The 22,637-nt window shown below is 64.1% G+C and carries 19 protein-coding genes; 8 read left to right on the top strand and 11 right to left on the bottom strand.

What is annotated here, in order from left to right:
• Positions 1 to 18: 18 nt before the first annotated feature.
• Positions 19 to 1,509 carry a glycerol kinase GlpK gene (glpK, locus tag OSH12_RS21415; RefSeq protein ID WP_266345664.1) on the bottom strand — a complete coding sequence of 497 codons (1,491 nt, stop codon included), beginning with the start codon at positions 1,507 to 1,509 and terminating at the stop codon, positions 19 to 21.
• Between the two features lie 365 nt (positions 1,510 to 1,874).
• On the opposite strand from glpK, the gene OSH12_RS21410 reads away from it, so the two are divergent.
• Together OSH12_RS21410 and OSH12_RS21405 are read left to right on the top strand one after the other, a co-directional pair.
• On the top strand, positions 1,875 to 3,737 hold the full coding sequence (locus OSH12_RS21410; protein WP_266345663.1) for an ABC transporter ATP-binding protein/permease: 1,863 nt from the start codon (positions 1,875 to 1,877) through the stop codon (positions 3,735 to 3,737).
• Positions 3,688 to 5,019: a glucoamylase family protein gene (locus OSH12_RS21405; protein WP_266345662.1), complete on the top strand. Its 1,332-nt coding sequence runs from the start codon at positions 3,688 to 3,690 to the stop codon at positions 5,017 to 5,019. The genes OSH12_RS21410 and OSH12_RS21405 overlap by 50 nt, the downstream gene beginning before the upstream one ends.
• Before the next feature lie 253 nt (positions 5,020 to 5,272).
• Here OSH12_RS21405 and pncB read toward each other — a convergent pair whose 3' ends face one another.
• Positions 5,273 to 6,589, bottom strand: a complete 1,317-nt coding sequence (pncB, locus tag OSH12_RS21400) for a nicotinate phosphoribosyltransferase (RefSeq protein WP_266345661.1) — start codon at positions 6,587 to 6,589, stop codon at positions 5,273 to 5,275.
• A 388-nt stretch (positions 6,590 to 6,977) separates the two neighbouring features.
• Between pncB and dapF the strand changes: the two genes are divergently transcribed.
• The 4 genes from dapF to OSH12_RS21380 all read left to right on the top strand — a co-directional run bounded on the left by dapF (position 6,978) and on the right by OSH12_RS21380 (position 11,171).
• Positions 6,978 to 7,862, top strand: a complete 885-nt coding sequence (gene dapF / locus OSH12_RS21395; RefSeq protein ID WP_266345660.1) for a diaminopimelate epimerase — start codon at positions 6,978 to 6,980, stop codon at positions 7,860 to 7,862.
• The gene (gene mtaB, locus OSH12_RS21390; RefSeq protein WP_266345659.1) at positions 7,859 to 9,124 is read left to right on the top strand and encodes a tRNA (N(6)-L-threonylcarbamoyladenosine(37)-C(2))-methylthiotransferase MtaB; all 1,266 of its coding nucleotides are present in this window, start codon (positions 7,859 to 7,861) and stop codon (positions 9,122 to 9,124) included. The genes dapF and mtaB overlap by 4 nt, the downstream gene beginning before the upstream one ends.
• 3 nt (positions 9,125 to 9,127) lie before the next feature.
• Complete coding sequence (ftsY, locus tag OSH12_RS21385; RefSeq protein WP_266345658.1) at positions 9,128 to 10,471, top strand: signal recognition particle-docking protein FtsY; 1,344 nt, start codon at positions 9,128 to 9,130, stop codon at positions 10,469 to 10,471.
• Positions 10,472 to 10,535: 64 nt separating this feature from the next.
• Positions 10,536 to 11,171 (top strand): septation protein A, encoded by a 636-nt coding sequence (locus OSH12_RS21380; protein ID WP_266345657.1) that lies wholly within the window; start codon positions 10,536 to 10,538, stop codon positions 11,169 to 11,171.
• Between the two features lie 556 nt (positions 11,172 to 11,727).
• On the opposite strand, the gene OSH12_RS21375 is transcribed toward OSH12_RS21380, so the two are convergent.
• From OSH12_RS21375 to OSH12_RS21345, 7 genes are all read right to left on the bottom strand, one after another.
• Positions 11,728 to 12,309 carry a DsbE family thiol:disulfide interchange protein gene (locus OSH12_RS21375; RefSeq protein ID WP_266345656.1) on the bottom strand — a complete coding sequence of 194 codons (582 nt, stop codon included), beginning with the start codon at positions 12,307 to 12,309 and terminating at the stop codon, positions 11,728 to 11,730.
• Positions 12,306 to 12,512, bottom strand: coding sequence for a heme exporter protein CcmD (gene ccmD, locus OSH12_RS21370; RefSeq protein ID WP_266345655.1), 207 nt, complete (start codon positions 12,510 to 12,512; stop codon positions 12,306 to 12,308). Before ccmD ends, OSH12_RS21375 begins: the two co-directional genes overlap by 4 nt.
• The gene (locus OSH12_RS21365; RefSeq protein ID WP_266345654.1) at positions 12,509 to 13,252 is read right to left on the bottom strand and encodes a heme ABC transporter permease; all 744 of its coding nucleotides are present in this window, start codon (positions 13,250 to 13,252) and stop codon (positions 12,509 to 12,511) included. Before OSH12_RS21365 ends, ccmD begins: the two co-directional genes overlap by 4 nt.
• A 163-nt stretch (positions 13,253 to 13,415) precedes the next feature.
• Positions 13,416 to 14,939 (bottom strand): arabinosylfuranosidase ArfA, encoded by a 1,524-nt coding sequence (arfA, locus tag OSH12_RS21360; protein ID WP_380224841.1) that lies wholly within the window; start codon positions 14,937 to 14,939, stop codon positions 13,416 to 13,418.
• Between the two features lie 91 nt (positions 14,940 to 15,030).
• Positions 15,031 to 15,864, bottom strand: a complete 834-nt coding sequence (locus OSH12_RS21355; protein ID WP_266345652.1) for a carbohydrate ABC transporter permease — start codon at positions 15,862 to 15,864, stop codon at positions 15,031 to 15,033.
• On the bottom strand, positions 15,861 to 16,733 hold the full coding sequence (locus OSH12_RS21350) for a carbohydrate ABC transporter permease (protein ID WP_266345651.1): 873 nt from the start codon (positions 16,731 to 16,733) through the stop codon (positions 15,861 to 15,863). Before OSH12_RS21350 ends, OSH12_RS21355 begins: the two co-directional genes overlap by 4 nt.
• Positions 16,734 to 16,808: 75 nt before the next feature.
• A complete protein-coding gene (locus OSH12_RS21345; RefSeq protein ID WP_266345650.1) occupies positions 16,809 to 18,086 on the bottom strand; it encodes an extracellular solute-binding protein in 1,278 nt (425 codons plus the stop codon).
• A 456-nt stretch (positions 18,087 to 18,542) separates the two neighbouring features.
• Between OSH12_RS21345 and OSH12_RS21340 the strand changes: the two genes are divergently transcribed.
• Complete coding sequence (locus tag OSH12_RS21340; protein ID WP_266345649.1) at positions 18,543 to 19,271, top strand: FadR/GntR family transcriptional regulator; 729 nt, start codon at positions 18,543 to 18,545, stop codon at positions 19,269 to 19,271.
• 91 nt (positions 19,272 to 19,362) lie between these two features.
• Here OSH12_RS21340 and OSH12_RS21335 read toward each other — a convergent pair whose 3' ends face one another.
• Positions 19,363 to 20,112 carry an SDR family oxidoreductase gene (locus tag OSH12_RS21335; RefSeq protein WP_266345648.1) on the bottom strand — a complete coding sequence of 250 codons (750 nt, stop codon included), beginning with the start codon at positions 20,110 to 20,112 and terminating at the stop codon, positions 19,363 to 19,365.
• Between the two features lie 148 nt (positions 20,113 to 20,260).
• A complete protein-coding gene (locus tag OSH12_RS21330; protein ID WP_266345647.1) occupies positions 20,261 to 21,451 on the bottom strand; it encodes an MFS transporter in 1,191 nt (396 codons plus the stop codon).
• A 101-nt stretch (positions 21,452 to 21,552) separates the two neighbouring features.
• Here OSH12_RS21330 and OSH12_RS21325 point away from each other — a divergent pair, with 101 nt between their 5' ends.
• Complete coding sequence (locus tag OSH12_RS21325) at positions 21,553 to 22,452, top strand: LysR family transcriptional regulator (protein WP_266345646.1); 900 nt, start codon at positions 21,553 to 21,555, stop codon at positions 22,450 to 22,452.
• Positions 22,453 to 22,637 lie beyond the last annotated feature (185 nt).

The raw sequence follows: 22,637 nt of genomic DNA, 5'->3' as shown, positions 1-22,637 counted from the left end.
ACACAGGGACGCCCTGTCTCACGCATGCGTCAGCGTACGGCGAACGGCGTCGCGCCAACCGGCCAGCTTGGCCTCGCGCCGATCGGACGCCATGTCCGGCAGGAACTTGTGGTTGAGTCGCCAGTTGGCCGCGAACCCCTCTTCCGCCGGCCAGACGCCGACCTGCCGGCCGGCAAGCCATGCCGCGCCCAGCGCCGTCGTTTCCATCACCACAGGCCGGTCGACCGGCGCGTCGAGAATGTCGGCCAGCCGCTGCATGGTCCAGTCGCTCGCCACCATGCCGCCATCGACCCGCAACACCGTCTCGCCGGGTTGCGACCAATCTAGCCGCATGGCGTCGAGCAGGTCGCGGGTCTGGTAACAGACCGATTCGAGCGCGGCGCGAACGAACTCGTTCGGGCCGGTTGCCCGCGTCAGGCCGAACAGCGCGCCGCGCGCCTCCGCGTCCCACCACGGCGCCCCGAGCCCGGTGAAGGCCGGCACGAGATAGACGTTCTGGTGCGGATCGGCCTGCTCGGCCATCGGCCCGGCCTGATCGGCGCGCTCCAGCAAGTGCAGGCCGTCGCGCAGCCACTGGACCGCCGCGCCGGCGACGAAGATCGACCCCTCCAGCGCATAGGTCGTCTTGCCGTCGAGCCGGTAGGCGATGGTCGTCAGCAGCCGGTTCTTCGACAGCACCATGTCCGCGCCGGTATTCAACAGCGCGAAACAGCCGGTGCCATAGGTCGATTTCAGCATGCCGGGCTTGAAACAGGCCTGGCCCAGGGTCGCGGCATGCTGGTCGCCGGCGATGCCGGCAATCCGGATCGACGCGCCGATGACCGACGGGTCGGTGACCCCGAAATCGGCGGCCGAATCCTTCACCTCCGGCAGAACCGCCCTAGGCACGCGAAGCAGCGCGAGCAGCTCGTCGTCCCATTCGCCGGTGCGGATATTGAACAGCATCGTGCGCGAGGCATTGGTGGCGTCGGTCGCGTGTACCTGGCCGCCGGTCAGCCGCCAGAGCAGGAAACTGTCGACGGTGCCGAAGGCCAGTTCGCCCCGCTCGGCCCGCTCGCGGGCACCGGGGACAGAATCCAGGATCCAGGCGATCTTGGTGCCGGAGAAATAGGGATCGAGCAGCAGGCCGGTCTTTTCCGTCAGACCCGACTCGGCGCCATCGGCCTTCAGCGACGCGCAATGATCGGCCGTGCGCCGGTCCTGCCAGACGATGGCGTTGTGGATCGGCTTGCCTGTTTCGCGATCCCAGAGGATCGTCGTCTCGCGCTGATTGGTGATGCCAATGGCGGCGATATCCGACAAGGCAAGCCCGGCACCGGCGACCGCGAAGCGCATCGTTTCCTGCACGGTCCGCCAGATATCTTCGGGATCGTGCTCGACCCAGCCCGAACGCGGAAAATGCTGCGGGAATTCCTGCTGGCTCACGCCGCGCACCTGATAGGTCTCATCGAAGACAATGGCGCGCGTCGACGTCGTGCCCTGGTCGATCGCCAGGATAAAGCTGCTCATGAGGTCCTCCCGAACCGTCTTGTCGATCCGGGCATGGGCGTACCGGATTTCGTCCCTGCCGGAATCCTAGAGCATTTCACCGTTTCACCAAAACGGCACAATGCGCCGCCACACTGGTTGCACGCGCTTTCTTGACGCGAACCGGTGGCCGCTTCGCTGCAAGCGCCCACGCCGTCTACCGGGCTCAAGCGCGAGACCCAGGAAACAAGGTGCCGGGGCTTCCGGTCGCACCCGGTTGTTTTGATGTCGTTCTGCAACAGTTTGACCGGGAAAGCGGCTTTGGCCGCCACACTTGACGGAATGATGCGCGTTTTCGTCCCCCCGGGCGGTATGCTCGTCTGCGCCGAAGCCGGATAATTGAAGTAATGACGGAAAGACCCGATGACACCACCGAGAACGCCGACGGCGTAACGGACGAGATCGCGGAGCTGGTCCAACAGTTCAGGGCCTTCGTCTCCGCGCTCTGGAACTCGTCCGGTCGGCGCGATTTCGTTCTGCTCACGATCGGCATCGTCACCGTCATCATCGCCACGGCCGGCATGCAGGTGGTGCTGAACGCCTGGAACAGCCCGTTCTACAACGCGATCGAGACGCGCAACTTCTCGTCCTTCCTCTACTACCTGATGGTGTTCTTCGGCATCGCCGGCGTGCTGCTGGTGCTGAACGTCGCGCAGACCTGGCTCGCGCAGATGATCACCCTGCAATCGCGGCAATGGCTGACGCGCGACCTGATCACGCAATGGCTGGCGCCGCGGCGCCTCGTCATGCTGGGCGATGCCGGCGATATCGGCGTCAATCCCGACCAGCGCGTGCATGAAGACGCCAAGCATCTGGCCGAGCTTTCAGCCGGCCTCGGCATCGGCTTGTTCCAGTCGACGCTGCTGCTCATCAGCTTCGTCGGCGTGCTGTGGGTGCTGTCGAGCGGTGTCGTGCTGACCGTCGCCGGCTACAGCTTCATCATTCCCGGCTACATGGTCTGGTGCGCCCTGATCTTCGCCTTGACCGGCTCGTGGGTGAGCTGGCGCATCGGCCGGCCGCTGATCGGCATCGGCGTCGAGCGCTATGCCCGCGAGGCGGATCTTCGCTTCGCCATGGTGCAGGTCAACGAAAACGCCAACGGCATCGTCCTCAACGCGGGCGAGGCAGACGAAAAGCAGCATCTCGACGAAGAACTCGGCCGGGTCATCGACATCACGCGGCGCTTCGTCAACGCGCTGGCGCGGCTGACCTGGGTCACCGCCGGCTATGGCTGGATCGGCCTCGTCGCGCCGATCGTCATCGCCGCTCCCGCCTATTTCGGCGGCACGCTTTCCTTCGGCGAGCTGATGATGGTGGTCGGCGCCTTCAACCAGGTTCAGAACAGCCTGCGCTGGTTCGTCGACAATTTCAGCGCCATCGCCGACTGGCGCGCCACGCTCGCCCGCGTGATGAGCTTCCGCCAGGCCCTGGTGACGCTCGAACAACCGCGCTCCCATGGCGAGCGCATCGAATATGACCTCGCGCCGCTCGGCAATCTGGAGCTCGACAACGTCGCGATCGACTGGACCGGCGAACGCGCCGTTCTCGATCAGACGCAGGTCGTGATCGCACCGGGCGACCGCGTGCTGATCGTCGACCGCACCGGCGCCGGCCATGGCGCGCTGTTCTCGGCGCTGGCCGGCCTCTGGCCATGGGGCGCCGGCAAGATCAGCCGCCCCCCACGCGCCAAGGTGATGTTCATGCCGGAGCGTCCCTATGTGCCGGACGGTTCGCTGCGCGCCGCCCTGACCTATCCGCTGGCGCCATCGGGATTCAGTGATGACGAGCTTCAGGCGGCGATGCAGCGCGTCGGCCTTGGCCGGCTTGCCGGGTCGCTCGACCGCAAGGCGCGCTGGGCCAAGGAAATCTCCTATGACGACGAGGAACGGCTGACCTTCGCACGCCTGTTGCTGTTGAAGCCGCAATGGGTCTTCACCGAGCAGGTCGTTGACGGACTCGACGAGGAACAGCGCGCGATCTTCACCTCGATCCTGAACGAAGACTTGGCCCAATCAGCCGTCGTCACCGTTTCCAGCCGCGCCACCACCGGCGATTTCTATGCGCGCACCATCAATCTGGTGGATGCCGAGCCCGACAAGACAACGGAGCGCCCCGATCCACCAGCGCCCGATCCCGCCACCGCAGCGACCCGAGCCCCGGATGAACAAACCCAAGAGCCCCAAGCATCCCGCGTCGAGCAAGCCAGCTAAGGCGGTTCGCGCCCCCAGCCTGACGGCCGCCACCACGACGTCAGGAAGACTGGACGACGACGCACTGCTGGAGCGCGTCCAGCGCCAGAGCTTCCGCTACTTCTGGGATTTCGGCCATCCCGTCAGCGGGCTGGCGCGCGACCGCACGCTTGGCAATGACGAAGTCGTCACACTGGGCGGCTCCGGCTTCGGCGTCATGGCGATCGTCATCGCCGTCGAGCGCGGCTGGATTTCTCGCGCCGAAGCCGTCGAGCGGCTGCACAAGATGATCGGCTTTCTGGAACAGGCCGACAGCTTTCATGGCGTCTATCCGCACTTCATGAACGGCACGACCGGCAAGGTGGTGCGCTATGCCCGCAAGGACGATGGCGCCGACCTGGTCGAGACAGCGTTCTGGATCCAGGGCCTGATCGCGGCGCAGGTCTATTTCGACCGCGACGACGGCAGGGAGCCCTGGCTGCGCGGCCGGATCGAGGGGATGCGCCGCGCCGTCGAATGGAGCTGGTTCACCCGGGATGGTCGCGAGGGGCTCTACTGGCACTGGAGCCCGAACCATGGCTGGGCGATGAACCATGAGATCCTCGGCTGGAACGAGTGTCTCATCCTCTTCGTGCTGGCGGCCGGCGCCGAGCAATATTCAATCCCGCCGATCGCCTATCACAACGGCTTCGCCCAAAGCCGCACCTTTATCAACCGCCGCACCCAATATGGCGTCGACCTGCCGCTTGGGCCGGATGGCGGCGGGCCGCTGTTCTTTGCGCATTATTCGTTTCTCGGCCTCGACCCGCGCGGCCTGACCGATCGCTATGCCGATTACTGGGCGCAGAATGTCGCCCATACGCAGCTGAACTATGCCTACTGCGTCGCCAATCCCGGCGGGTTCAAGGGTTATGGACCGGATTGCTGGGGCCTGTCGGCCAGCGACAATCCGACCGGCTATTCCGCGCACGCACCCGACAATGACCGTGGCGTCATCGCCCCAACGGCGGCGATCTCCAGCCTGCCCTATGCGCCCGATATCGCCATGCAGGCGTTGCGTCATTTCGACGGAATGGGCGACCGCCTCTGGGGCGAATACGGCTTCTTCGACGCCTTCAGCGAAAGCGCAGACTGGGTGGCGAAAACCCATCTCGCCATCGACCAGGGGCCGCAGATCATCATGATCGAAAACTACCGCACCGGCCTGATCTGGGACCTGTTCATGCGCGATGCGGAAGTGCGTCGGGGATTGCAGCGGCTCGATTTCCAGAGCCCGCATTTTTCGGGCACGGCGGTGGTTTGAGGCAGGGGTCAAGCTGCTTCTCACCTCTCCCTGAGGGAGAGGTCGACGCACGCAGTGCGGCGGGTGAGGGTTTACGCGCTATCCGTGAACCACCCTCGCCGTCATCCCTGCGGAAGCAGGGATCCACTCGTCCGTGGCGCCACGCTCGGCCGCAAGCGGAATGACAGATATGCGAACCTAGCCGCAGCATGGATTCCTGCTTTCGCAGGAATGACGGCGGAACTGGGCTCCAAGCCTTGCCCCGCTCCGCCCCTCAAACGAGGAGCGGCTGGGCCATCAGATCCTGGTGGCCGAAGACGCGGCGGTAGCGCGCGATCTCGTCGGCTGGTCCCGTCGCCTTGTTGGCGTTGTCGGAGAGCTTGACCGCCGGGCGACCATTGGCCGAGACAACCTTGCAGACCAGCGAGATCGCCTGCAGCCGGTCGTCCTTGCCGTCCGGCGCACAATGGCGGAAGTCATTGGTGACGTTGGTGCCCCAGCCGATCGAGAGATTGACCCGGTTGCGGAAATGCCGCGACGCGTCCTCGATCGTGTCGATGTCCATGCCGTCCGACAGCACGATCAGCTTTTCACGCGGATCGGAGCCATGCAGCTGCCACCAGGCGATGGCTTCCTCGGCGCCCTCGATCGGCGGCTTTGAATCCGGGCGCAGGCCCTTCCAGTTCAAGATCCAGTCCGGCGCGTTGCGCAGGAACTGCGTCGTGCCATAGGTGTCGGGCAGCATGACCAGCAGATTGCCGTCATACATTTCCTGCCAGTCGCGCAGCACGTCATAAGGCGCGTTGCGCAGTTCTTCGTCGGTTTCGGCCAGGGCGGCGTAGACCATCGGCAGCTCATGCGCATTGGTGCCGATCGCCTCAAGGCCGGCGGCCATCGCCATCTTGACGTTGGAGGTACCGACGAAATTATCGCCAAGCCCCTCCTGAAGCGCCTCGACGCACCATTTCTGCCAGAGATAGCTATGGCGGCGGCGGGTGCCGAAATCGGAAACCTTCAACGGGCCTTCCTGGGCAAGGACGCGCAGGCGCTCGATCTTGCTCCAGAGCTTGGCCTTGGCCTTGGCATAAAGCACGTCGAGTTCGAACCGGCTCATGCCTTTCATGGCGGCTCGGCCGCGCAGCTCGCTGACGATGGCGAGCGCCGGCACTTCCCAAAGTGTCGTCTCGCTCCAAAGCCCCTCGAAGCGCAGCTCATACTGGCCGTCATCGGTGCGGCGCAGCTCGTATTCCGGTAGCTGAAAACCTTCCAGCCACTCCAGGAAGTCGGGCTTGAAGATCTGCTTCACGCCATAGAACGTGTTGCCGGCAAGCCAGATCAGCTCGTTCTTCTGGAAGCGCAGCGTACGCGCATGGTCGAGCTGGTCGCGCAGCTCCTGTTCGTTGATGACATCGGCCAGGCGCACCGTCTTGGTCCGGTTGATCAACCCGAACGTCGCCCGGACATCGCGCGATTTTTCGCGAATGAGCTGCAGCATCAGGAACTTGTAGAAGTCCGTATCCAGCAGCGTGCGGACGATGGGATCGATCCGGAAGCCGTGATTATAGACGCGGGTAGCGATATCAAGCGACATGCAGATGTCCATCGACAGAAGAGAAGCACGACCTCGGCCCATCCCGATGGGCCGTCGAACCGTTCGTGCATTCACGAGGCGAAGCAGGGTCCTCGAGGCGGAGGGGCAGTGAAGCAGCCTCGATGACGGCCCGCAAGCCGCGCCGAGCCGAAACGACGACCTTGCGGCCAGTTTACGTTACTTCGCCCCTGTTTTGCGTAGGCTAGCTTCCTCTTGGTCGCCCTGAACGCCGGTCCCGGACGCCGGGCGACACGATTGTTGTCGCTTCAGCCCGCCAATCCGGCCTCGACGTGCGCGTCAGTATGGAATTTCTCTGATCTTTCCGCCATATATGCGCGACAAACTCAAGGCTCCGGACCCTGTCCGGAAGCGTGATGATCGGAACGTCATGAACGCCCCCTTCGCCAAGATGAACGGCATCGGCAACCAGATCACCGTGCTCGACATGCGCGAGGCCGAAACGCGCCTCGACGCCACCTCGGCGCGCGCCATCGCCGCCGACCCGCGCACGGCCTTCGACCAGCTGATGGTGATCGAGCCGCCGAAGACCGCCGGCACCGACGCCTTCATGACGATCTTCAACACCGACGGTTCGCTGTCCGGCGCCTGCGGCAACGGCACGCGCTGCGTCGCGCTCGTGCTGATGCGCGAGACCGGCCGCCAGACGTTCAAGCTCGAAACCTCGGCCGGCCTGCTCGATGTCGTGGCGAGGGACGCCGAGACCATCACCGTCGACATGGGCGAACCGCGCTTCGGCTGGGCCGAGATCCCGCTCTCCGTGCCGTTCGAGGACACGACCACGATCGACCTGAGCTTCGGCCCGGTCGACGCGCCGATCCTGTCGCGGCCGGCTGTCGCCAATATCGGCAACCCGCACGCGATTTATTGGGTCGACGATGTCGCGACAATCGATCTCGGCCGCATCGGCCCGATCCTCGAGCGCGACCCGATGTTTCCCGATCGCGCCAATATCTCGATCGCAGAGGTGACCTCGGATCATTCGATCACGCTGCGCGTCTGGGAGCGCGGCGCCGGGCTGACGCTGGCCTGCGGCACGGCCGCCTGCGCCACCGCCGTCTCCGCCGCCCGCCTCGGCAAGACCGGCCGCACTGTCGATGTCCGCCTGCCGGGCGGCGTGCTCAACATCGAATGGCGTGCCGACAACCATATCCTGATGACCGGCGCCGCCGAATTCGAGCATGAGGGCGTGATCGTCCTCGGCGACGAAGTCCGCATCGAGGTCGCGCCGGATACGGTCGCCCGCCGCGCATGACGATTGAGACGATCACCTTCGGCTGCCGCCTCAACACGCTCGAAACCGAGGTGATGCGGACGAGAGCGGCGGAAGCGGGCCTGACCGACGCGGTGATCATCAACACCTGTGCCGTCACCGCCGAGGCCGTGCGCCAGGCACGGCAAACCATCCGCCGGACCCGCCGCGAACAGCCCGATATCAAGATTGTCGTCTCCGGCTGCGCCGCGCAGACGGAAGCCGCCACTTTCGCGGCGATGCCCGAAGTCGACCTGATCCTCGGCAATGAGGAGAAGCTGACCGCCGCCGCCTACCGGCCGCTGGGCCTCCGTATTGCGGACCATGAGCGGGTCAAGGTCGCGGATATAATGGATGTGCGCGAGACGGCGGGTCATCTCGTCGCCGGCATGGACGGCCATACCCGCACCTTCGTGCAGGTGCAGAATGGCTGCGATCACCGCTGCACCTTCTGCATCATCCCCTATGGCCGCGGTCCCTCGCGCTCGGTGCCGATGGGCGCCGTGGTCGAGCAGATCCGCCAGCTGGTCGCGACCGGCAATGCCGAGATCGTGCTGACCGGCGTCGACATGACCGCCTATGGCAGCGACCTCCCCGGCAAGCCGAGCCTCGGCACGCTGGTTGCCACCATTTTGCGGCTCGTCCCGGAATTGCCGCGACTAAGGCTCTCCTCGATCGACACGATCGAGGTGGACGACGCCCTGATGCGGGCGATCGGCGAGGACGAGCGGCTAATGCCGCATTTCCACCTGTCGCTGCAGGCCGGCGACGACATGATCCTGAAGCGGATGAAGCGCAGGCATGGCCGCGCCGATGCGATCCGCTTTTGCGAGGACGTGCGAAAACTTCGGCCCGACGTCGTCTTCGGCGCCGATATCATTGCCGGATTCCCGACCGAGACCGAGGCGATGTTCGAGAATTCGCTGGCCATGGTCGATGATTGCGGGCTGACGCATCTGCATGTCTTCCCGTTCTCGCCCCGCCCCGGCACGCCGGCGGCGCGGATGCCGCAGCTCGACCACCCAACCATCAAGGCTCGCGCCGCGCGGCTGCGAGAAAAAGGCCAGGCAACGTTGACCGCCCATCTCGACCGCGAGATCGGCGCGACGCGCCACGTGCTGATGGAAAAGGGCGGCCTGGGCCGCACCGAACATTTTACGCCGGTCACCATGCCGGGCATCGCTGCCGGGACGCTTGTCCTGGCCCAAATCACTGGACGGACGGCATCGGGCCTCCTTGCCACACCACTCGCAGAGGCCGCCTGAACCATGGCAGAAGAAAAGAAGGGCCTGTTCCGCCGCTTTTTCGGCGGCGGCGCTCCCAAGCCGGTCGAGCCGGAAGTTGTGGCCGAGACCGTCGTCGCGCCGCAGCCGGCCCCGGAGCCTGTTGCGCCCGCCGCTCCGGAACCCGTCGTTTCTCCCGAAGCGGTTGTTGCTGCCGAGCCTGCCACACCGGAAGTGATCGAGCCGATCGCGGTCGAGCCGCCGGCTCCCGTCATCGTCGAGCCCGTGGAAGCGATCGAAGTCGTCGAGGCGATAGCGCCGGTCGAATTCGAGGCTGAAGTCGCACCCGAACCGATTCCGCTCGTCATCGAGCCGGAGCCAGCTCCGGTCGAAGCGCCCGTCGCGCCGCGAAAAACCGGCTTCTTCGCCGCTCCCGAAGCACCGGCCCCTGCCCCCGAGCCCGCGCCGAAACAGAACTGGTTCCAGCGTCTGCGCGCCGGCCTGTCACGCTCTTCGAGTGCGCTTTCGGACGGCATCGTTTCCGTCTTCACCAAGCGCAAGCTCGACAACGAGACGCTGGACGATTTTGAAGACGTCCTGATTCAGGCCGACCTCGGACTGACGACCGCCGCCGCGATCACCGCCGCCCTGAAGAAGGGCCGCTTCGACAAGGAAATCGACGGCGACGAAGTCCGGACGGTCCTGGCCGAGGAAGTGCGAAAAGTTCTGATCCCGGTGGCGAAGCCGCTGGTGATCGATCCGGCCCGCAAGCCGCATGTCATCCTCGTCGTCGGCGTCAACGGCACCGGCAAGACGACGACGATTGGCAAGCTGTCGGCAAAACTGCGCGCCGAAGGCCGCTCGGTCATGCTCGCCGCCGGCGACACGTTTCGCGCGGCGGCGGTGGAGCAGCTCAAGATCTGGGCCCAGCGCACCGGCTCGACCATCGTTGCCCGCGCCATCGGCGCCGACGCCTCCGGCCTTGCCTTCGATGCGCTCAAGGATGCGCAGGCCGCCGGCACTGACGTTCTTTTGATCGATACGGCCGGACGATTGCAGAACCGCACCGAACTGATGGCGGAGCTGGAAAAGATCATTCGCGTGATCAAGAAGCAGGATCCGACTGCGCCGCACAGCGTTTTGCTGACGCTGGACGCAACCACCGGCCAGAACGCGCTTCAACAAGTCGAGATTTTTGGCCGCGTTGCCGGCGTCACCGGCCTGGTCATGACCAAGCTGGACGGAACGGCGCGGGGCGGCATTCTGGTAGCGATTGCCGCCAAATTCGGCCTGCCGATCCACTTTATCGGCGTCGGCGAGGGCGTCGACGACCTCGAACCATTCTCGGCCGACGAGTTTGCCAAGGCCATCGCAGGTATCGCTGCGTGACCTGCGCCATAGATCAGCCGCTAAATTCGCCTTATCTGTTGGCGACCACCACCGAAAGCCAACCATGACAATCGAAATCGAACGCGCCCCCAACGATCCCGCCCGCAAGGAGCTCAATCCGCTCCTGAAGCTGGCGCTCGAACTCGGACCGCTCGGCGTGTTCTTCTTTGCCAATGCGCGGGCCGACATCTATTGGGCGACCGGGCTTTTCATGGTCGCGACGCTGGCAGCGCTCGCCGTCTCCTATGCGATGACGCGAAAACTGCCGATCATGCCGCTGGTGACGGGCGTCGTCGTCGTCGTTTTCGGCGGCCTGACGCTGTGGCTGCATGACGACACGTTCATCAAGCTGAAGCCGACCATCGTCAACACGCTGTTCGGCGTCGTGCTGCTCGGCGGCCTGCTGTTCGGCCGCTCCCTGCTTGGCTACGTGTTTGATTCCGTCTTCAAGCTGACGGATGAGGGCTGGCGCAAGCTGACCTTCCGCTGGGGCCTGTTCTTCCTGGCGCTGGCAGTCCTCAACATCGTGATCTGGAAGGGCGCAGACGCCTATCTCAGTGATCCGAAGGCGGCGACCGATCTGTGGGTCAACTTCAAGGTATTCGGCATCATGCCGCTGACCTTCGTCTTCACGCTGTTCCAGCTGCCGCTGATTACCCGCACGACGATCCCGGAAGAGAAGGCACAGCCGATCCGCTGAGGGGGATGCTGCAACAGGCCCTCACCCCAACCCTCTCCCGCAAGCGGTAGAGGGAGCTCACTGCACCCAGTCTCGCCGTCGACGCCACACCGGCCCAAAAAAGCCCTCGCCCGCTTGCGGGAGAGGGTTGGGTGAGGGGCTTGCTTGTTATACTTGCTGACCCCGCACTCGGACTTCCGCCCCGATCATTGCCCGCTCCCCATCATCCTGAGGTGCTTCGCGTGAGCGAAGCCTCGAAGGAGGGACGAGCAGAACGCCAGCGCTTCCTGGACCCTCCTTCGAGGCCCGGCTGCGCCGGGCACCTCAGGATGATGATCGTGCGGTTTGCGGAAAGTGGCGGACAGGCTTGCTGGGAGGCCGCCTGATGCAGAAATGCCGGTCCCTGCCAGGCAAGATCCATCTAGGTGGAATCTGACTTCTCACCTCTCCCTGATGGAGAGGTCGGCTCGAAGAGCCGGGAGAGGGTTTAGGGAACCATCCGGTGAGGCCGTAAACCCTCACCCGCCGCACTGCGTGCGTCGACCTCTCCCTCAGGGAGAGGTAAAAAAGCAGCGGCTCACGGCGCGGCCAGCGCCTTTTCGATCTCGGGCATCAGGCCGGTGGCCAGGCTCTGCTCGCTGAGCGGGCCGACGAACTTGAACAGGATCTTGCCGTCTCGGCCGACCAAAAACGTCTCCGGCACGCCATAGACGCCCCAGTCGATCGAGCCCCTGCCCTTTTCATCGACACCGACAGCCGCGTAGGGATTGCCCATCTGGCCGAGGAAGGCGCGCGCATTCGCTGCCTGGTCCTTGTAGTTGATGCCGACCAGGTTGATGCGCTTGTCTGTCGCCAGCTTTTCGAGGATCGGATGTTCCTCGCGGCAAGGCACGCACCACGAAGCCCAGATATTGACCAGCGTCACCTTACCGGCGAAATCGGCGGTATCGATGCCGGGCCGGTCAAGACCTTCCAGCGGCGGCAGAACCGTGACCGGAGCCGCGCGCCCGATCAGCGCGGACGGGATCAGCGAGGGATCGCCGCCCTGCTCCAGCCGAATGAGAACGAGGACCGCGAGCGCGGCGAAGACGGCAATCGGCGTCCAGATGGCGATTTTCCGCCCGAGGGACCGCCCCGGCCGGGTTTCGGTAGCCGTCATGACGCAGCCTTGACGTCGGAGGCTTTGGCGGCGGCCTTGCGCGCCGAACGACGACGGATGCCGCGCGCTTCGAGGTCGCGCATCTGCCGGCGCAGCAGGACGCCATCCAAGAGAATCCAGCCAAGAACAACCAGCACGATCAAGGCGCTGACGGCATAGGCCGCGAGGATAAAGCCGGCATGCGGTCCTAGGGCCTCGATCATGCCGAAACTCCCACCGGGGTTGCCGCAGCGACGAGGCGCAGCGCCCGGATACGGCGGCGCAGGATCTCGTTACGCATCGCCATCAAACTCAAGGTGAGGAACAGCAGCGTCGCACCAATGGCGCAGATCAGCAGCGGATAGAGCATGCTGGCGTCGATCGTCGAACCGCCCATGCGAAACACGCTGGCGGGCTGGTGCAGCGTGTTCCACCAATCGACTGAAAACTTGATGATCGGCAGATTGACCGAGCCGACCAGGATCAGCACGGCGCCGACGCGGCCGCCCTTGATCGGGTCCTCGATGGCGTTCCAGAGCGCGATCAGGCCGAGATACATCAGGAAAAGGATCAGCACCGACGTCATGCGGGCGTCCCATTCCCACCAGGTGCCCCACATCGGCTTGCCCCAGAGCGAGCCGGTGATCAGCGCCATCAGCGTGAAGGCAGCGCCAACCGGCGCGGTCGCCTTGGCAGCCACGTCCGCGAGCGGGTGGCGCCAAATCAGCGTGCCGAGGGCCGAGGCGGCCATCATGCCGTAGCCGAACATGGCGAGCCAGGCGGCCGGCACATGGATGAACATGATCTTGACCGTCTCGCCCTGCTGGTAATCGGCAGGCGCGACGAACAGACCGAGATAGAGACCGCAGCCGAGCACGAGCAGCGTCACGCCCCAGAGCCAGGGCAGGAGGCGATCGGTCAGCGTCATGAAGCGCGTCGGATTGGCAAGATCGATGATGGCCATGCCGATGTCATAGGGTCGTGTTGAAAAAATCGCAACGCGACCGATTGAGCCGGAGCGATTTCGACCGAGGTCGGCATCGGTTCCAGAGTGGCTGAGTCAAAAAAACGCCCGCATCGGTGAGGATGCGGGCGCAAGTCGGGCGTTCAATGGGGAACGGTCAGGCTCAGGCGTTGCCGACCGGCGTTGCCTTCGTCGTGATGACGTTGAACGAGGCGGGCTTCAGGCGGACGGTCATCCGCTCGCCGTTGATCGTCACGTCCTTGTTGGCCTTCGGCGCGACGGTGTTCGGCGCGTCCTTGGTGTTGACGGCCTTGAGGTTCGAATGGTGCAGCTCGGTCGCATGCACCAGCTCGCGGTCGGTGCCGAGGCCGCGGAGCTCGACTTCCACTTCCATCGAATCCGTCAGGCTGCGGTTGAGCGCGATGACCGTCGTGGTGCCATCGGCCGGATTGTCGATGACCGTCGCATAGAGATACGGGATCTCCGGGAAGGTCTTGGCGCTGTAGGATTCCGACTCGGCGACGCTTTTCAGCACGCGGCCATGGCCATGCTTCGAGGCGAGCGCGAACGGATGGAAAATCGTCTGGCGCCAGGCGTCGCCACCGGTTTCCGTCATGATCGGGCCGATGACGTTGACCAGCTGCGCCAGGCACGCAACCTTGACGCGGTCGGCGTTGTTCAGCATGGCGATCAGGGCGCCGCCGACGATCAGCGCGTCTTCGGTGTTGTAGACTTCCTCGATCAGCTTCGGCGCTTCCGGCCAGCCGGGGACGCGCATGTTCTCGATCTTGTGGGTCTTGTACCAGACGTTCCATTCGTCGAGCGACAGCATGATCTTCTTGTGCGAACGACGCTTGGCGCCGACCGCGTCGCAGATCGCCGCGACTTCCTTGATGAACGCGTCCAGCAGCTCGATGACGCCGAAATATTCGGCGGCGGAATCGCCGTGGTTGTTGAAGTAGGTGTGCAGGGAGATGAAATCGACCTCGTCATAGCAATGATCGAGGACCTGATATTCCCAGGAGCCATAGGTCGGCATGTTGCGATGCGACGAGCCGCAGGCGGCGAGCTGGATGGTCGGATCGACCCAGCGCATCACCTTGGCGGTTTCGAGCGCGACGCGGCCATACTCTTCGGCGGTCTTGTGGCAGATCTGCCAGGGGCCATCCATCTCGTTGCCGAGGCACCAGAACTTGATGTCGTGCGGCGCCTCGAAACCATGTTCCTTGCGGAGATCCGACAGCGCGGAGCCGCCGTCATGGTTGCAATATTCGAGGAACTGACGCGCCTCATCGGCGCCCTTGGTGCCGAGATTGACGCCGAACATCGGCTCGATATTGGCCTTCTTCGACCACTTCATGAATTCATTGGTGCCGAACTGGTTCGTCTCGGTCGAGAACCAGGCGAGGTCGCGGCGGACGGGGCGCTTGTCGGCCGGGCCGACGCCGTCTTCCCAATTGTAGCCGGACAGGAAATTGCCGCCGGGATAGCGGATGATGGTGGTGCCGAGTTCGCGGGTCAGCTCCAGCACGTCGCCGCGAAAGCCGTCCTCGTCGGCGGTGGCATGGCCGGGCTCATAGATACCGCCGTAAACGCAGCGGCCCATATGCTCGACGAAGGTGCCGAAGATGCGGCGATCGAGTTCGGAAACGACGAAGTCGCGGTCAACGATAAGTCTGGCGTTCAACATGGGATGGAAGCTCTCGAATGGGCCTTGAAGGAAACCACCGCGATCCCGTTTCGGGGAGTGGGTGCGGCGGAGGTTGAAATTTCCGGCATCAACCCTTGATGCCGGCGGAAAGCATGATCGCCTGCGTCACGCGACGCTGGAAAATCAGGTAGGCGATGGCGACGGGCATGGCCGCGAGCACGGCGGCGGCAAGGTTTCGGGCGTACTGGACGCCGAAATTGTCCTTCACCTGGGTGATGCCGACGGTGATCGTCATCGTGTCCTCGGACGTCGAAACGAGGAAGGGCCAGAGGAAGCTGTTCCAGGCACCGATGAAGGTGATGATCGCGAGCGCGGTCGTGACGCCCCAGTTCATCGGCAGGAAGATGCGGAGGAAGATGTCGAACTCGCCCGCGCCGTCGACGCGCGCCGCCTCGCGAAAATCCTTCGGCACGCTGTCGAAGAACTGCTTGTAGACAATCACCACCACCGGAACGATCAGCTGCGGCAGGATGATGCCGAGCCAGGTGTTGATCAGGCCGAGTTGGCTCATCAGCACAAAATGCGTCACGATCAGCGCCTGGATCGGCACCATGAAGCTGGCGAGCACGGTGAACCAGAGCACCGTTCGGCCGCGGAACCGCAGTTGCGACAGCGCATAGCCGCAGAGCGCGCCCATCATGACGACCAGGATCGTCACGACGACCGAGACGACGACCGAATTCAGATACCAACGGCCGATCTTCGTTGTCGTCAGCACATGCGCATAGGACTCGAGCGTCCAGGTTTTCGGCAGCAGGTTGATGCCTGGCTGCACGACCTCGAACTCGGGCTTCAGCGTCGTGATGATCGCCCAGTAGAGCGGGAAGGCCCAGACAATGGCGATGGCCAGCGTCACCAGGGTGATCAGGCGGCCCGCGAAGTCTATCTTGACAATGTTCATCGCGGCTTGGCCCTCAGAACCTGGTATTGCAGCACGGAAACAACGACGATGATCATGAACAGCGAGAACGCGACCGTCGCGCCATAGCCGCCCTTGTTCAGCTGGAACGCCTGTTTGTAGATGTACTGGACCAGCACCATCGTGTTGTTGACGTTGCCGCCAAGCGTCAGCAGATAGAGCTGATCGAAGATCTTCAGCTGCAGGATGAGCTGGATGGTGAGCACAAGCGCCGTCACCGGCCAGATCAGCGGCCAGGTGATGAAGCGGAACTGCTTCCAGCGGTTGGCGCCATCGAGCGCCGAGGCGTCATACATGTCCTGCGAGATGTTGCGCAGACCGGCGATGAACAGAAGGACGTTGAAGCCGATCGTCCACCAGATGGTGACGAAGGCAATCATCGGCATCGCCCATGCCTTGTTACGGAACACCGCGACCCGCTCGCCATAGAACGCATCCAGCGCGTACTGCGCGATGCCGAACTGGTAGTCCATGATCCATTCCCAGATCCGGAAGACGACCGAGACGGGCAGGATGTAGGGCAGGAAGAACGCGGCCAGGATCAAGCTCTGGACGTAGCCCTTCTGGCGATTGACCATCATCGCGAAGACGAGGCCGAGCAAGGTGTTCGGGATCACCGTCAGGAGAACGAAGTAGCCGGTGTTCCAGAAGGCGTTGATATAGGCCTTGTCGTTGAAGAGCCTCAGATAGTTCTTGAATCCAACCCAGCCGCCCGTGCCGATCAACGGGGCATCGGTGAAGGTGAGGAAGATCATCCTCACGGTCGGATAGAGGAACAGAACGAGATAGGCGATCACGAAGGGGGCGACGAAGGCCGCCGCGACCCAGTTATCGCGTGATTTGGTGTGCATGGGAGGCTTCCAGGCTTCAAGGCGGGTGACCCGGCCAGCGAACCGGCCGGGTCGTGAAGCGTCAGTCCGTGCGGACTACTCCTGGAGTGCCTGCAGCTCGTCGCGCAGACCCTCGGCACCGGCCTGCGGATCCATGTCGCCATTCACCGTGGTGGTGATGTTGTTGGCGGAAGCCTCGTAGACCGGCGATGCCACGCCAGCGAGCTTGCTGGTCGGATCGAAGACGGCGGTAGCAGCCAGCGACGAATAGGTCGCGTTCGGCTCCATCGTCTTGAACGCCTCGGTCTCGGTCACGGGGATATAGGCCGGGATGTGACCGGCATTGGCCCAGCTGATCGAGTGCTCGTTCATCCACTTGATCGCGGTCAGGACAGCCTTGAGCTTCTCGGGCGAGATTTCCTTGCCCTTGCGGTCCGGAATGGCGAAGGCGTGCGAGTCAGCCCAGGTGGCGGGCTTGTCGAACAGTGTCGGGATCTGGACCGCGCCCCACTCGAAGCCGAGCTTGCCCTGCTTGGAGAGGTCGGCCATCGTCGGCACTTCCCAGACGCCGTTCATCAGCAGCGGCGCCTTGCCGGACGTGAAGAGGGCGATCGACGGGTTGTAGTCGGTCTGCTTCGGCACGACGCCATCCGAGACCCACTTCGCCATCGCGCCGGCAGCCTTGGCGGCCTTGTCGACATTGTCGCCGTCGAGGAACTTGCCGTCCTTGTAGAAGTCGCCGCCCTGCTGGTTGAAGAGCGAATAGAAGATGCGCCAGACGCCGCCATCGCCGGCCGTCTGGAACGACATGCCGTAGTCGGAGCCGGCATCCTTGAGCTTCTTCAACGCCGCGTCGAAGTTCTCGATGCCGTCAAAACCCTTCGGCTTGCCGTCTTCGCCGAGCAGATCGGCCTTCTTCAGCGCGTCCTTGTTGTAGAACAGAACGATCGAGTGGATGTCGAACGGCACGGCATACTGCTTGCCATCGACCTGCGCGGCCTTCCAGTTAGCCGGCGCATAATTGGCACCCTCGATGCCGGCAGCCTTCAGCTCGTCCGCGGTGATCTCGCGCAGGACGCCCGAATCGACGCCAAGCGGCAGGCGCGACAGGTGGTAGGTCATGACGTCGGGACCTTCGCCGACGGCGGCCGAGGTCTGCACCTTGGTGTAGAACGGGATGCCCCATTCGAGCGTCGTCGCCTGGATCTCGATGTCCGGGTTCGTCTTGTTGAACTCGTCGATCAGCGACTTCATCCGCACGCCGTCGCCGCCGGACAGGAAGTCCCACCAGACAACGGTTTCCTTGGCCTGGGCGCCGGCCGTCATCGCCAGCAACGCCACCGTGGCGAGCGCCTTCGTCATAAACTTCCGCATATCGCGATTCCTCCGCTTTGCTGTCGCACCTCGGATCTCCCAACAAGACCCGTCCTCCGGCGACAATTTTTTCTTCTCGTCTTGGTCGTCGCTCGCAAGCGACCGAATTATCTTCAACGACCGGCCCGGTCCTCTGCTCCGTGCGCCTTGCCGGATCCTCATCCCAACCGGGCTGCGATACGCGGCTCCGAACACAGGGGTTGCGGGCTATCCGAGACCGGAAAACAGGGTCCGGCATCGGCATCCGATACGATTTCCCAAAGTGCCCTCTCCCCAAGGTGGCCTCAATGGTATTATCATATACGTCGATCATGGTTTTGATCTCGGGGTTTGTCAATCGGCTCGTCGCCAGCAAGCCACGCCCCGAAACCGCCCCTCGTTCCAAACCCGGAGCGGGGACTTGGCCTGTCGATCGAAAACCGCGTAAAGGGATTAGACTTGGCGGGAGAGGGTGTGATGCTGGAGCGCGAGCTTCTACCGGTTGGGACGATGAGCGCGCAGGTCGCCAATCACATTGGCGTCCGGATCGTCTCCGGCGAATTCGTGCCCGGAACGTCCCTGCCGATCGAAAGCGAGCTGTGCCAGACCTATGGCGTCAGCCGGACGACGATTCGCGAGGCGGTGAAAAGCCTTGCGGGCAAGCGGCTGATCGAGGTCTCGCCAAAAATCGGCACGCGGGTCATGCCCTTCGCCGAATGGAACCTGCTCGACCGCGACGTGCTCGCCTGGCGGCTTCAGGCGCAGTTCGATCACAAGATCGTCGAGGACATTTTTGAAATGCGCCTCTGCTTCGAGCCGCGCGCCTCGTTCCTGGCGGCGCGCGACGGCACTGCCGAGGATCTGGCCAAGATCGAGCATTTTTTTTACGAGCTGGTCGCCGCCTATGACCAGAAGCTGCCGATCAAGGCAACGTCGGAATCGGCGCTCGGCTTCCATCTGGCCGTGATCAACGCCTCGCATAACGGCCTGTTCGTGACCATCGGCAGCGCCGTCAAATCGGCGCTCCGCGTCTCGTCGGAAATGCTGCAACAGCACGCCGCGCCGCCGAACGAGGACATTGCCCTGCACGACGCCGTTCGCACCGCCATCGTCGCCCGCCGCCCCAAAGATGCGTCCGATGCCATGACCCGGCTTCTCGCCGCCTCGCGCGAAAGAATGCTGCCGCTCACCGTCGACGCCGCCTGAAACGGAAAAAGGGCGGCGATCCGATCGACGCCGCTGGTTCTCTGAGGCAGATGGCGCCTTGCTACGCCTGCGCGCTTCCCGCCTTGTCGGGCTATTTGACCGCTGCGTTGCCGCCATCGGCATACAGGGCCGACCCCGCCACAAAACTGGACATCGGTCCTGCCAGGAACAGCATCGCCTGAGCGATTTCCTCCGGCTGGGCAATCCGCTTCAGGGCATGCAGTCCTGCCGCCCATTCCTTTTGCGCCGTATCACCCGCCATCGCCGTATCGACACCGCCCGGCAGAAGCGCATTCGCCCGGATGCCCTGGCTGCCATAGTCGGCAGTAATTCCCTTCACCAGTCCCATCAACCCCGCCTTCGCGGCGCCATAGACACCCATGCCGGGAATCCCGACGCTGGTGCCAACGAAGGTCGAGGTGAAGACGATCGACCCGCCGCCGCGCTGGAGCATGGCGGGGATCTGACGGCGGCTAGCCAAGAAGGCGGATGTCAGGTTGGCGGCTAGCGTCGCCTCCCATGCCTCGACCGAGATTTCGGCGAGTGGAGCGATCGGCCCGACCAGGCCGGCATTGTTGATCGCGATGTCGAGACCGCCGAATTCGCGCAGAGCGGCTTGCGTCAAGGCCTCATGCGTTTCCGGCTGGCTCACATCGCCAACGACGGCAAAGGCCTTGCCTCCTTGCCGCCGAATTGCTTCTGCCGCGGCCTCCAAGGCTTCGGATCCGCGCGCGTTCAGGACCAGGGCAGCCCCTTCCGCGGCAAACAGGTTTGCCGCGGCAAGGCCGATGCCCGACGACGCGCCGGTGACGATGGCCACCTTGTTTCGTAGTGACGACATGAAAACCTCCATCTGTGGAGGCGCAGAACTAGAAGCGGAGAAGCGCGGCAGCGATCCGTTTGTTGCGGCCGAAGTTTGTTGGACGCTATTGGCGCCTGATTTGGAAGGAGGGGCGGCGAATACCGCCGCCCCTCTTGAGAATCGCGCTCTATTTGACCGCGGCGCATTCCGCCAGTGGCACGCCGTCTGGCCGCGCCCGCGTCATCCGCAGCGCCCAGAGCGCCACGCCAAAACCCGCCAGCGGCAGCAGCGCCGCCACCCAGGTCACTCCCGCAAGGCCGGGGCCATGATCGATCACCGCGCCACCAAGCCAGGCGCCGATGGCATTGCCAAGATTGAAGGCGGCAATGTTGAAGCTCGACGCTAGGCTCTGCCCCGCCCCTTGTGACTTTTCCAAAACCCACATCTGCAACGGCGCGACGGTCGCGAAAGCCGAGGCTCCGAGCAGACCGATGGCGACCACGGCCAGCACGCGGTTCTGCAGCGCGAACCCCGTCAGGGCCAGCACGATCGTCAGCAGCAGAAGGCTGCCGAGCATGGTCGGAACGAGACGACGATCCGCCAGCTTGCCGCCGAGCAGATTGCCAATAATCGTGCCTGCGCCGAAGACGAGCAGGATCGGCGAGACGGCGCCCTCCGAAAACCCGGTGATCTGGGTCAGCAGCGGGACGATATAGGTGAAGACGGCAAACACGCCGGCATAGCCGAGCACGGTGGTGAGAAGACCGAGCAGTACCGGCCGACGCATCAGCGCCTTCAGGTCGCTACGGAAATCCGGCACCGTCGTCGACGGCTTGTCGCGCGGCACAAGAGCCGCGAGAATGGCGAAAGCGGCAAGACCGACAAGGGCTACCGCCCAGAATGTCGAGCGCCAGCCAAAGGCCTGGCCCAGCCATGTGCCGAACGGCACGCCAAGAACATTGGCGACGGTCAGGCCGGTGAACATGATGGCGATCGCCGAGGCGCGGCGATCCGGCGCCACCAGAGACGTGGCCACGACAGACCCGACACCGAAGAACGTGCCATGCGCAAAGGCCGTCAGCACGCGCGCCGCCATCAGCGTCGCATAATCAGGCGCCAAGGCGCAGGCGGCGTTGCCGATTGTGAAAACGGCCATCAGCGCCAGCAGTGTCGTCTTCCGGGAAAGCCGGCTGGTCAAGGCGGTGAGGATCGGCGCGCCGACCACCACGCCGAGCGCATAGCCGGAAATAAGCAGACCCGCCATCGAGATCGAAACGCCGAAATCGGCGCCAACCTCCATCAGCAAGCCCATGATGACGAACTCCGTGACGCCGATGCCGAAGGCACCGGCGGTCAGGGCATAGAGAGCGAGAGGCATTTTGGAATCTCTGCGTGAACCTTGGTTGGCCAGAAGATGGACCGAAGAGGGTTCGTGAACTAGACTTGCAGCAGGCACAGGATTTGTGAATTGAATTCAGCATGAGCGAAATCAACCGCTTTGGCGAAATGTCTGTGTTCGTCCGTGTCGTCGAGTTGGGCGGCTTCTCGGCCGCGGCCCGCGCCTGCCGCATGACCCCCTCTGCCGTCAGCAAGCTGGTTTCGCGGCTCGAAACGCGGCTTGGGGCGAGGCTGATTAACCGCACGACCCGGCGCCTTCAACTCACGGCCGAGGGAACCGACTTCTTCGAACGAAGCGTACGGCTACTCGCCGATCTCGACGAGGCCGAGCGCAGCATGTCGACGACCGGCACGCCATCCGGACCGCTACGGGTCAGCGTCAATGTCCCCTTCGGCACGCAGATCCTCCTGCCGATCGTCCCGGATTTTCTGGCCTGCCATCCCGGCATCACGCTGGAGATCGTCCTGACCGATGCCGTGATCGATCTTGTCGAGGCACGGACGGATCTGGCGATCCGCGCCGGTCCGTTGAAGAGTTCCGGCTTGATTGCCCGAAAGCTCGGCGAGACGGGCAAAATCGTCGTCGCCGCGCCCACCTACCTCGAACGACAGGGGATCCCCAAAATCCCGGCGGATCTGGCGGGCCACAATCTGATTCGCCTGGGCTATTCGCGCGCTGTCGAGGCGTGGCCGTTCCGCGTCGACGGCCAGCCCTGGATGCTGACGCCGACCGGCAACACGCGGATCAGCGATGGCGAGGCGATGCGACAACTGGCGGTCGCGGGCGTCGGCGTCGCGCGGCTCGCGACATTTCAGGCCGAAGCCGATATCGCGGCAGGGCGGCTTGTCGCGTTGCTGGAGGCGTTCAACCCCGGCGACCGGGAAGAGATCCACGCGGTTTTTGTTGGCCCCGGGGGCCACCTGCCGGCGCGCGTCCGGGCGCTGCTGGATTTTTTGCATGACCGGGTCGTTTTGCGCTGAAGGGCGTGGCGAGAGCAGACGGTAGCCCGGCGGACTAGCAATCGGCTCCCACTGGCTCCCTTTCTTCCCCTCTCCCTCTGGGAGAGGGTTGGGGTGAGGGCCTTGCTTGCTGTGACTGCGTCTTGTGCTTTGGCTGTCGAGTCGCGCCGCGCTCCCGCAGTTCCCCCCCACCTTGCCCTGTCCCC

The organism is Kaistia terrae, assembly GCF_026344005.1.
In the GTDB taxonomy this organism is placed as follows: Bacteria; Pseudomonadota; Alphaproteobacteria; order Rhizobiales; family Kaistiaceae; genus Kaistia; species Kaistia terrae.
This window is presented reverse-complemented; position numbering and strand designations above follow the sequence as displayed.

What these genes read in the sequence shown, in the direction of transcription:
- OSH12_RS21345 (WP_266345650.1), bottom strand. Translation starts at nt 18,086, where the DNA reads ATGCGGAAGTTTATGACGAAGGCGCTCGCCACGGTGGCGTTGCTGGCG.
- OSH12_RS21355 (WP_266345652.1), bottom strand. Translation starts at nt 15,864, where the DNA reads ATGAACATTGTCAAGATAGACTTCGCGGGCCGCCTGATCACCCTGGTG.
- OSH12_RS21365 (WP_266345654.1), bottom strand. Translation starts at nt 13,252, where the DNA reads ATGGCCATCATCGATCTTGCCAATCCGACGCGCTTCATGACGCTGACC.
- dapF (WP_266345660.1), top strand. Translation starts at nt 6,978, where the DNA reads ATGAACGCCCCCTTCGCCAAGATGAACGGCATCGGCAACCAGATCACC.
- OSH12_RS21405 (WP_266345662.1), top strand. Translation starts at nt 3,688, where the DNA reads ATGAACAAACCCAAGAGCCCCAAGCATCCCGCGTCGAGCAAGCCAGCT.
- pncB (WP_266345661.1), bottom strand. Translation starts at nt 6,589, where the DNA reads ATGTCGCTTGATATCGCTACCCGCGTCTATAATCACGGCTTCCGGATC.
- ftsY (WP_266345658.1), top strand. Translation starts at nt 9,128, where the DNA reads ATGGCAGAAGAAAAGAAGGGCCTGTTCCGCCGCTTTTTCGGCGGCGGC.
- mtaB (WP_266345659.1), top strand. Translation starts at nt 7,859, where the DNA reads ATGACGATTGAGACGATCACCTTCGGCTGCCGCCTCAACACGCTCGAA.
- OSH12_RS21340 (WP_266345649.1), top strand. Translation starts at nt 18,543, where the DNA reads ATGCTGGAGCGCGAGCTTCTACCGGTTGGGACGATGAGCGCGCAGGTC.
- OSH12_RS21380 (WP_266345657.1), top strand. Translation starts at nt 10,536, where the DNA reads ATGACAATCGAAATCGAACGCGCCCCCAACGATCCCGCCCGCAAGGAG.
- OSH12_RS21325 (WP_266345646.1), top strand. Translation starts at nt 21,553, where the DNA reads ATGAGCGAAATCAACCGCTTTGGCGAAATGTCTGTGTTCGTCCGTGTC.
- OSH12_RS21335 (WP_266345648.1), bottom strand. Translation starts at nt 20,112, where the DNA reads ATGTCGTCACTACGAAACAAGGTGGCCATCGTCACCGGCGCGTCGTCG.
- OSH12_RS21330 (WP_266345647.1), bottom strand. Translation starts at nt 21,451, where the DNA reads ATGCCTCTCGCTCTCTATGCCCTGACCGCCGGTGCCTTCGGCATCGGC.
- OSH12_RS21375 (WP_266345656.1), bottom strand. Translation starts at nt 12,309, where the DNA reads ATGACGGCTACCGAAACCCGGCCGGGGCGGTCCCTCGGGCGGAAAATC.
- OSH12_RS21410 (WP_266345663.1), top strand. Translation starts at nt 1,875, where the DNA reads ATGACGGAAAGACCCGATGACACCACCGAGAACGCCGACGGCGTAACG.
- OSH12_RS21350 (WP_266345651.1), bottom strand. Translation starts at nt 16,733, where the DNA reads ATGCACACCAAATCACGCGATAACTGGGTCGCGGCGGCCTTCGTCGCC.
- glpK (WP_266345664.1), bottom strand. Translation starts at nt 1,509, where the DNA reads ATGAGCAGCTTTATCCTGGCGATCGACCAGGGCACGACGTCGACGCGC.
- ccmD (WP_266345655.1), bottom strand. Translation starts at nt 12,512, where the DNA reads ATGATCGAGGCCCTAGGACCGCATGCCGGCTTTATCCTCGCGGCCTAT.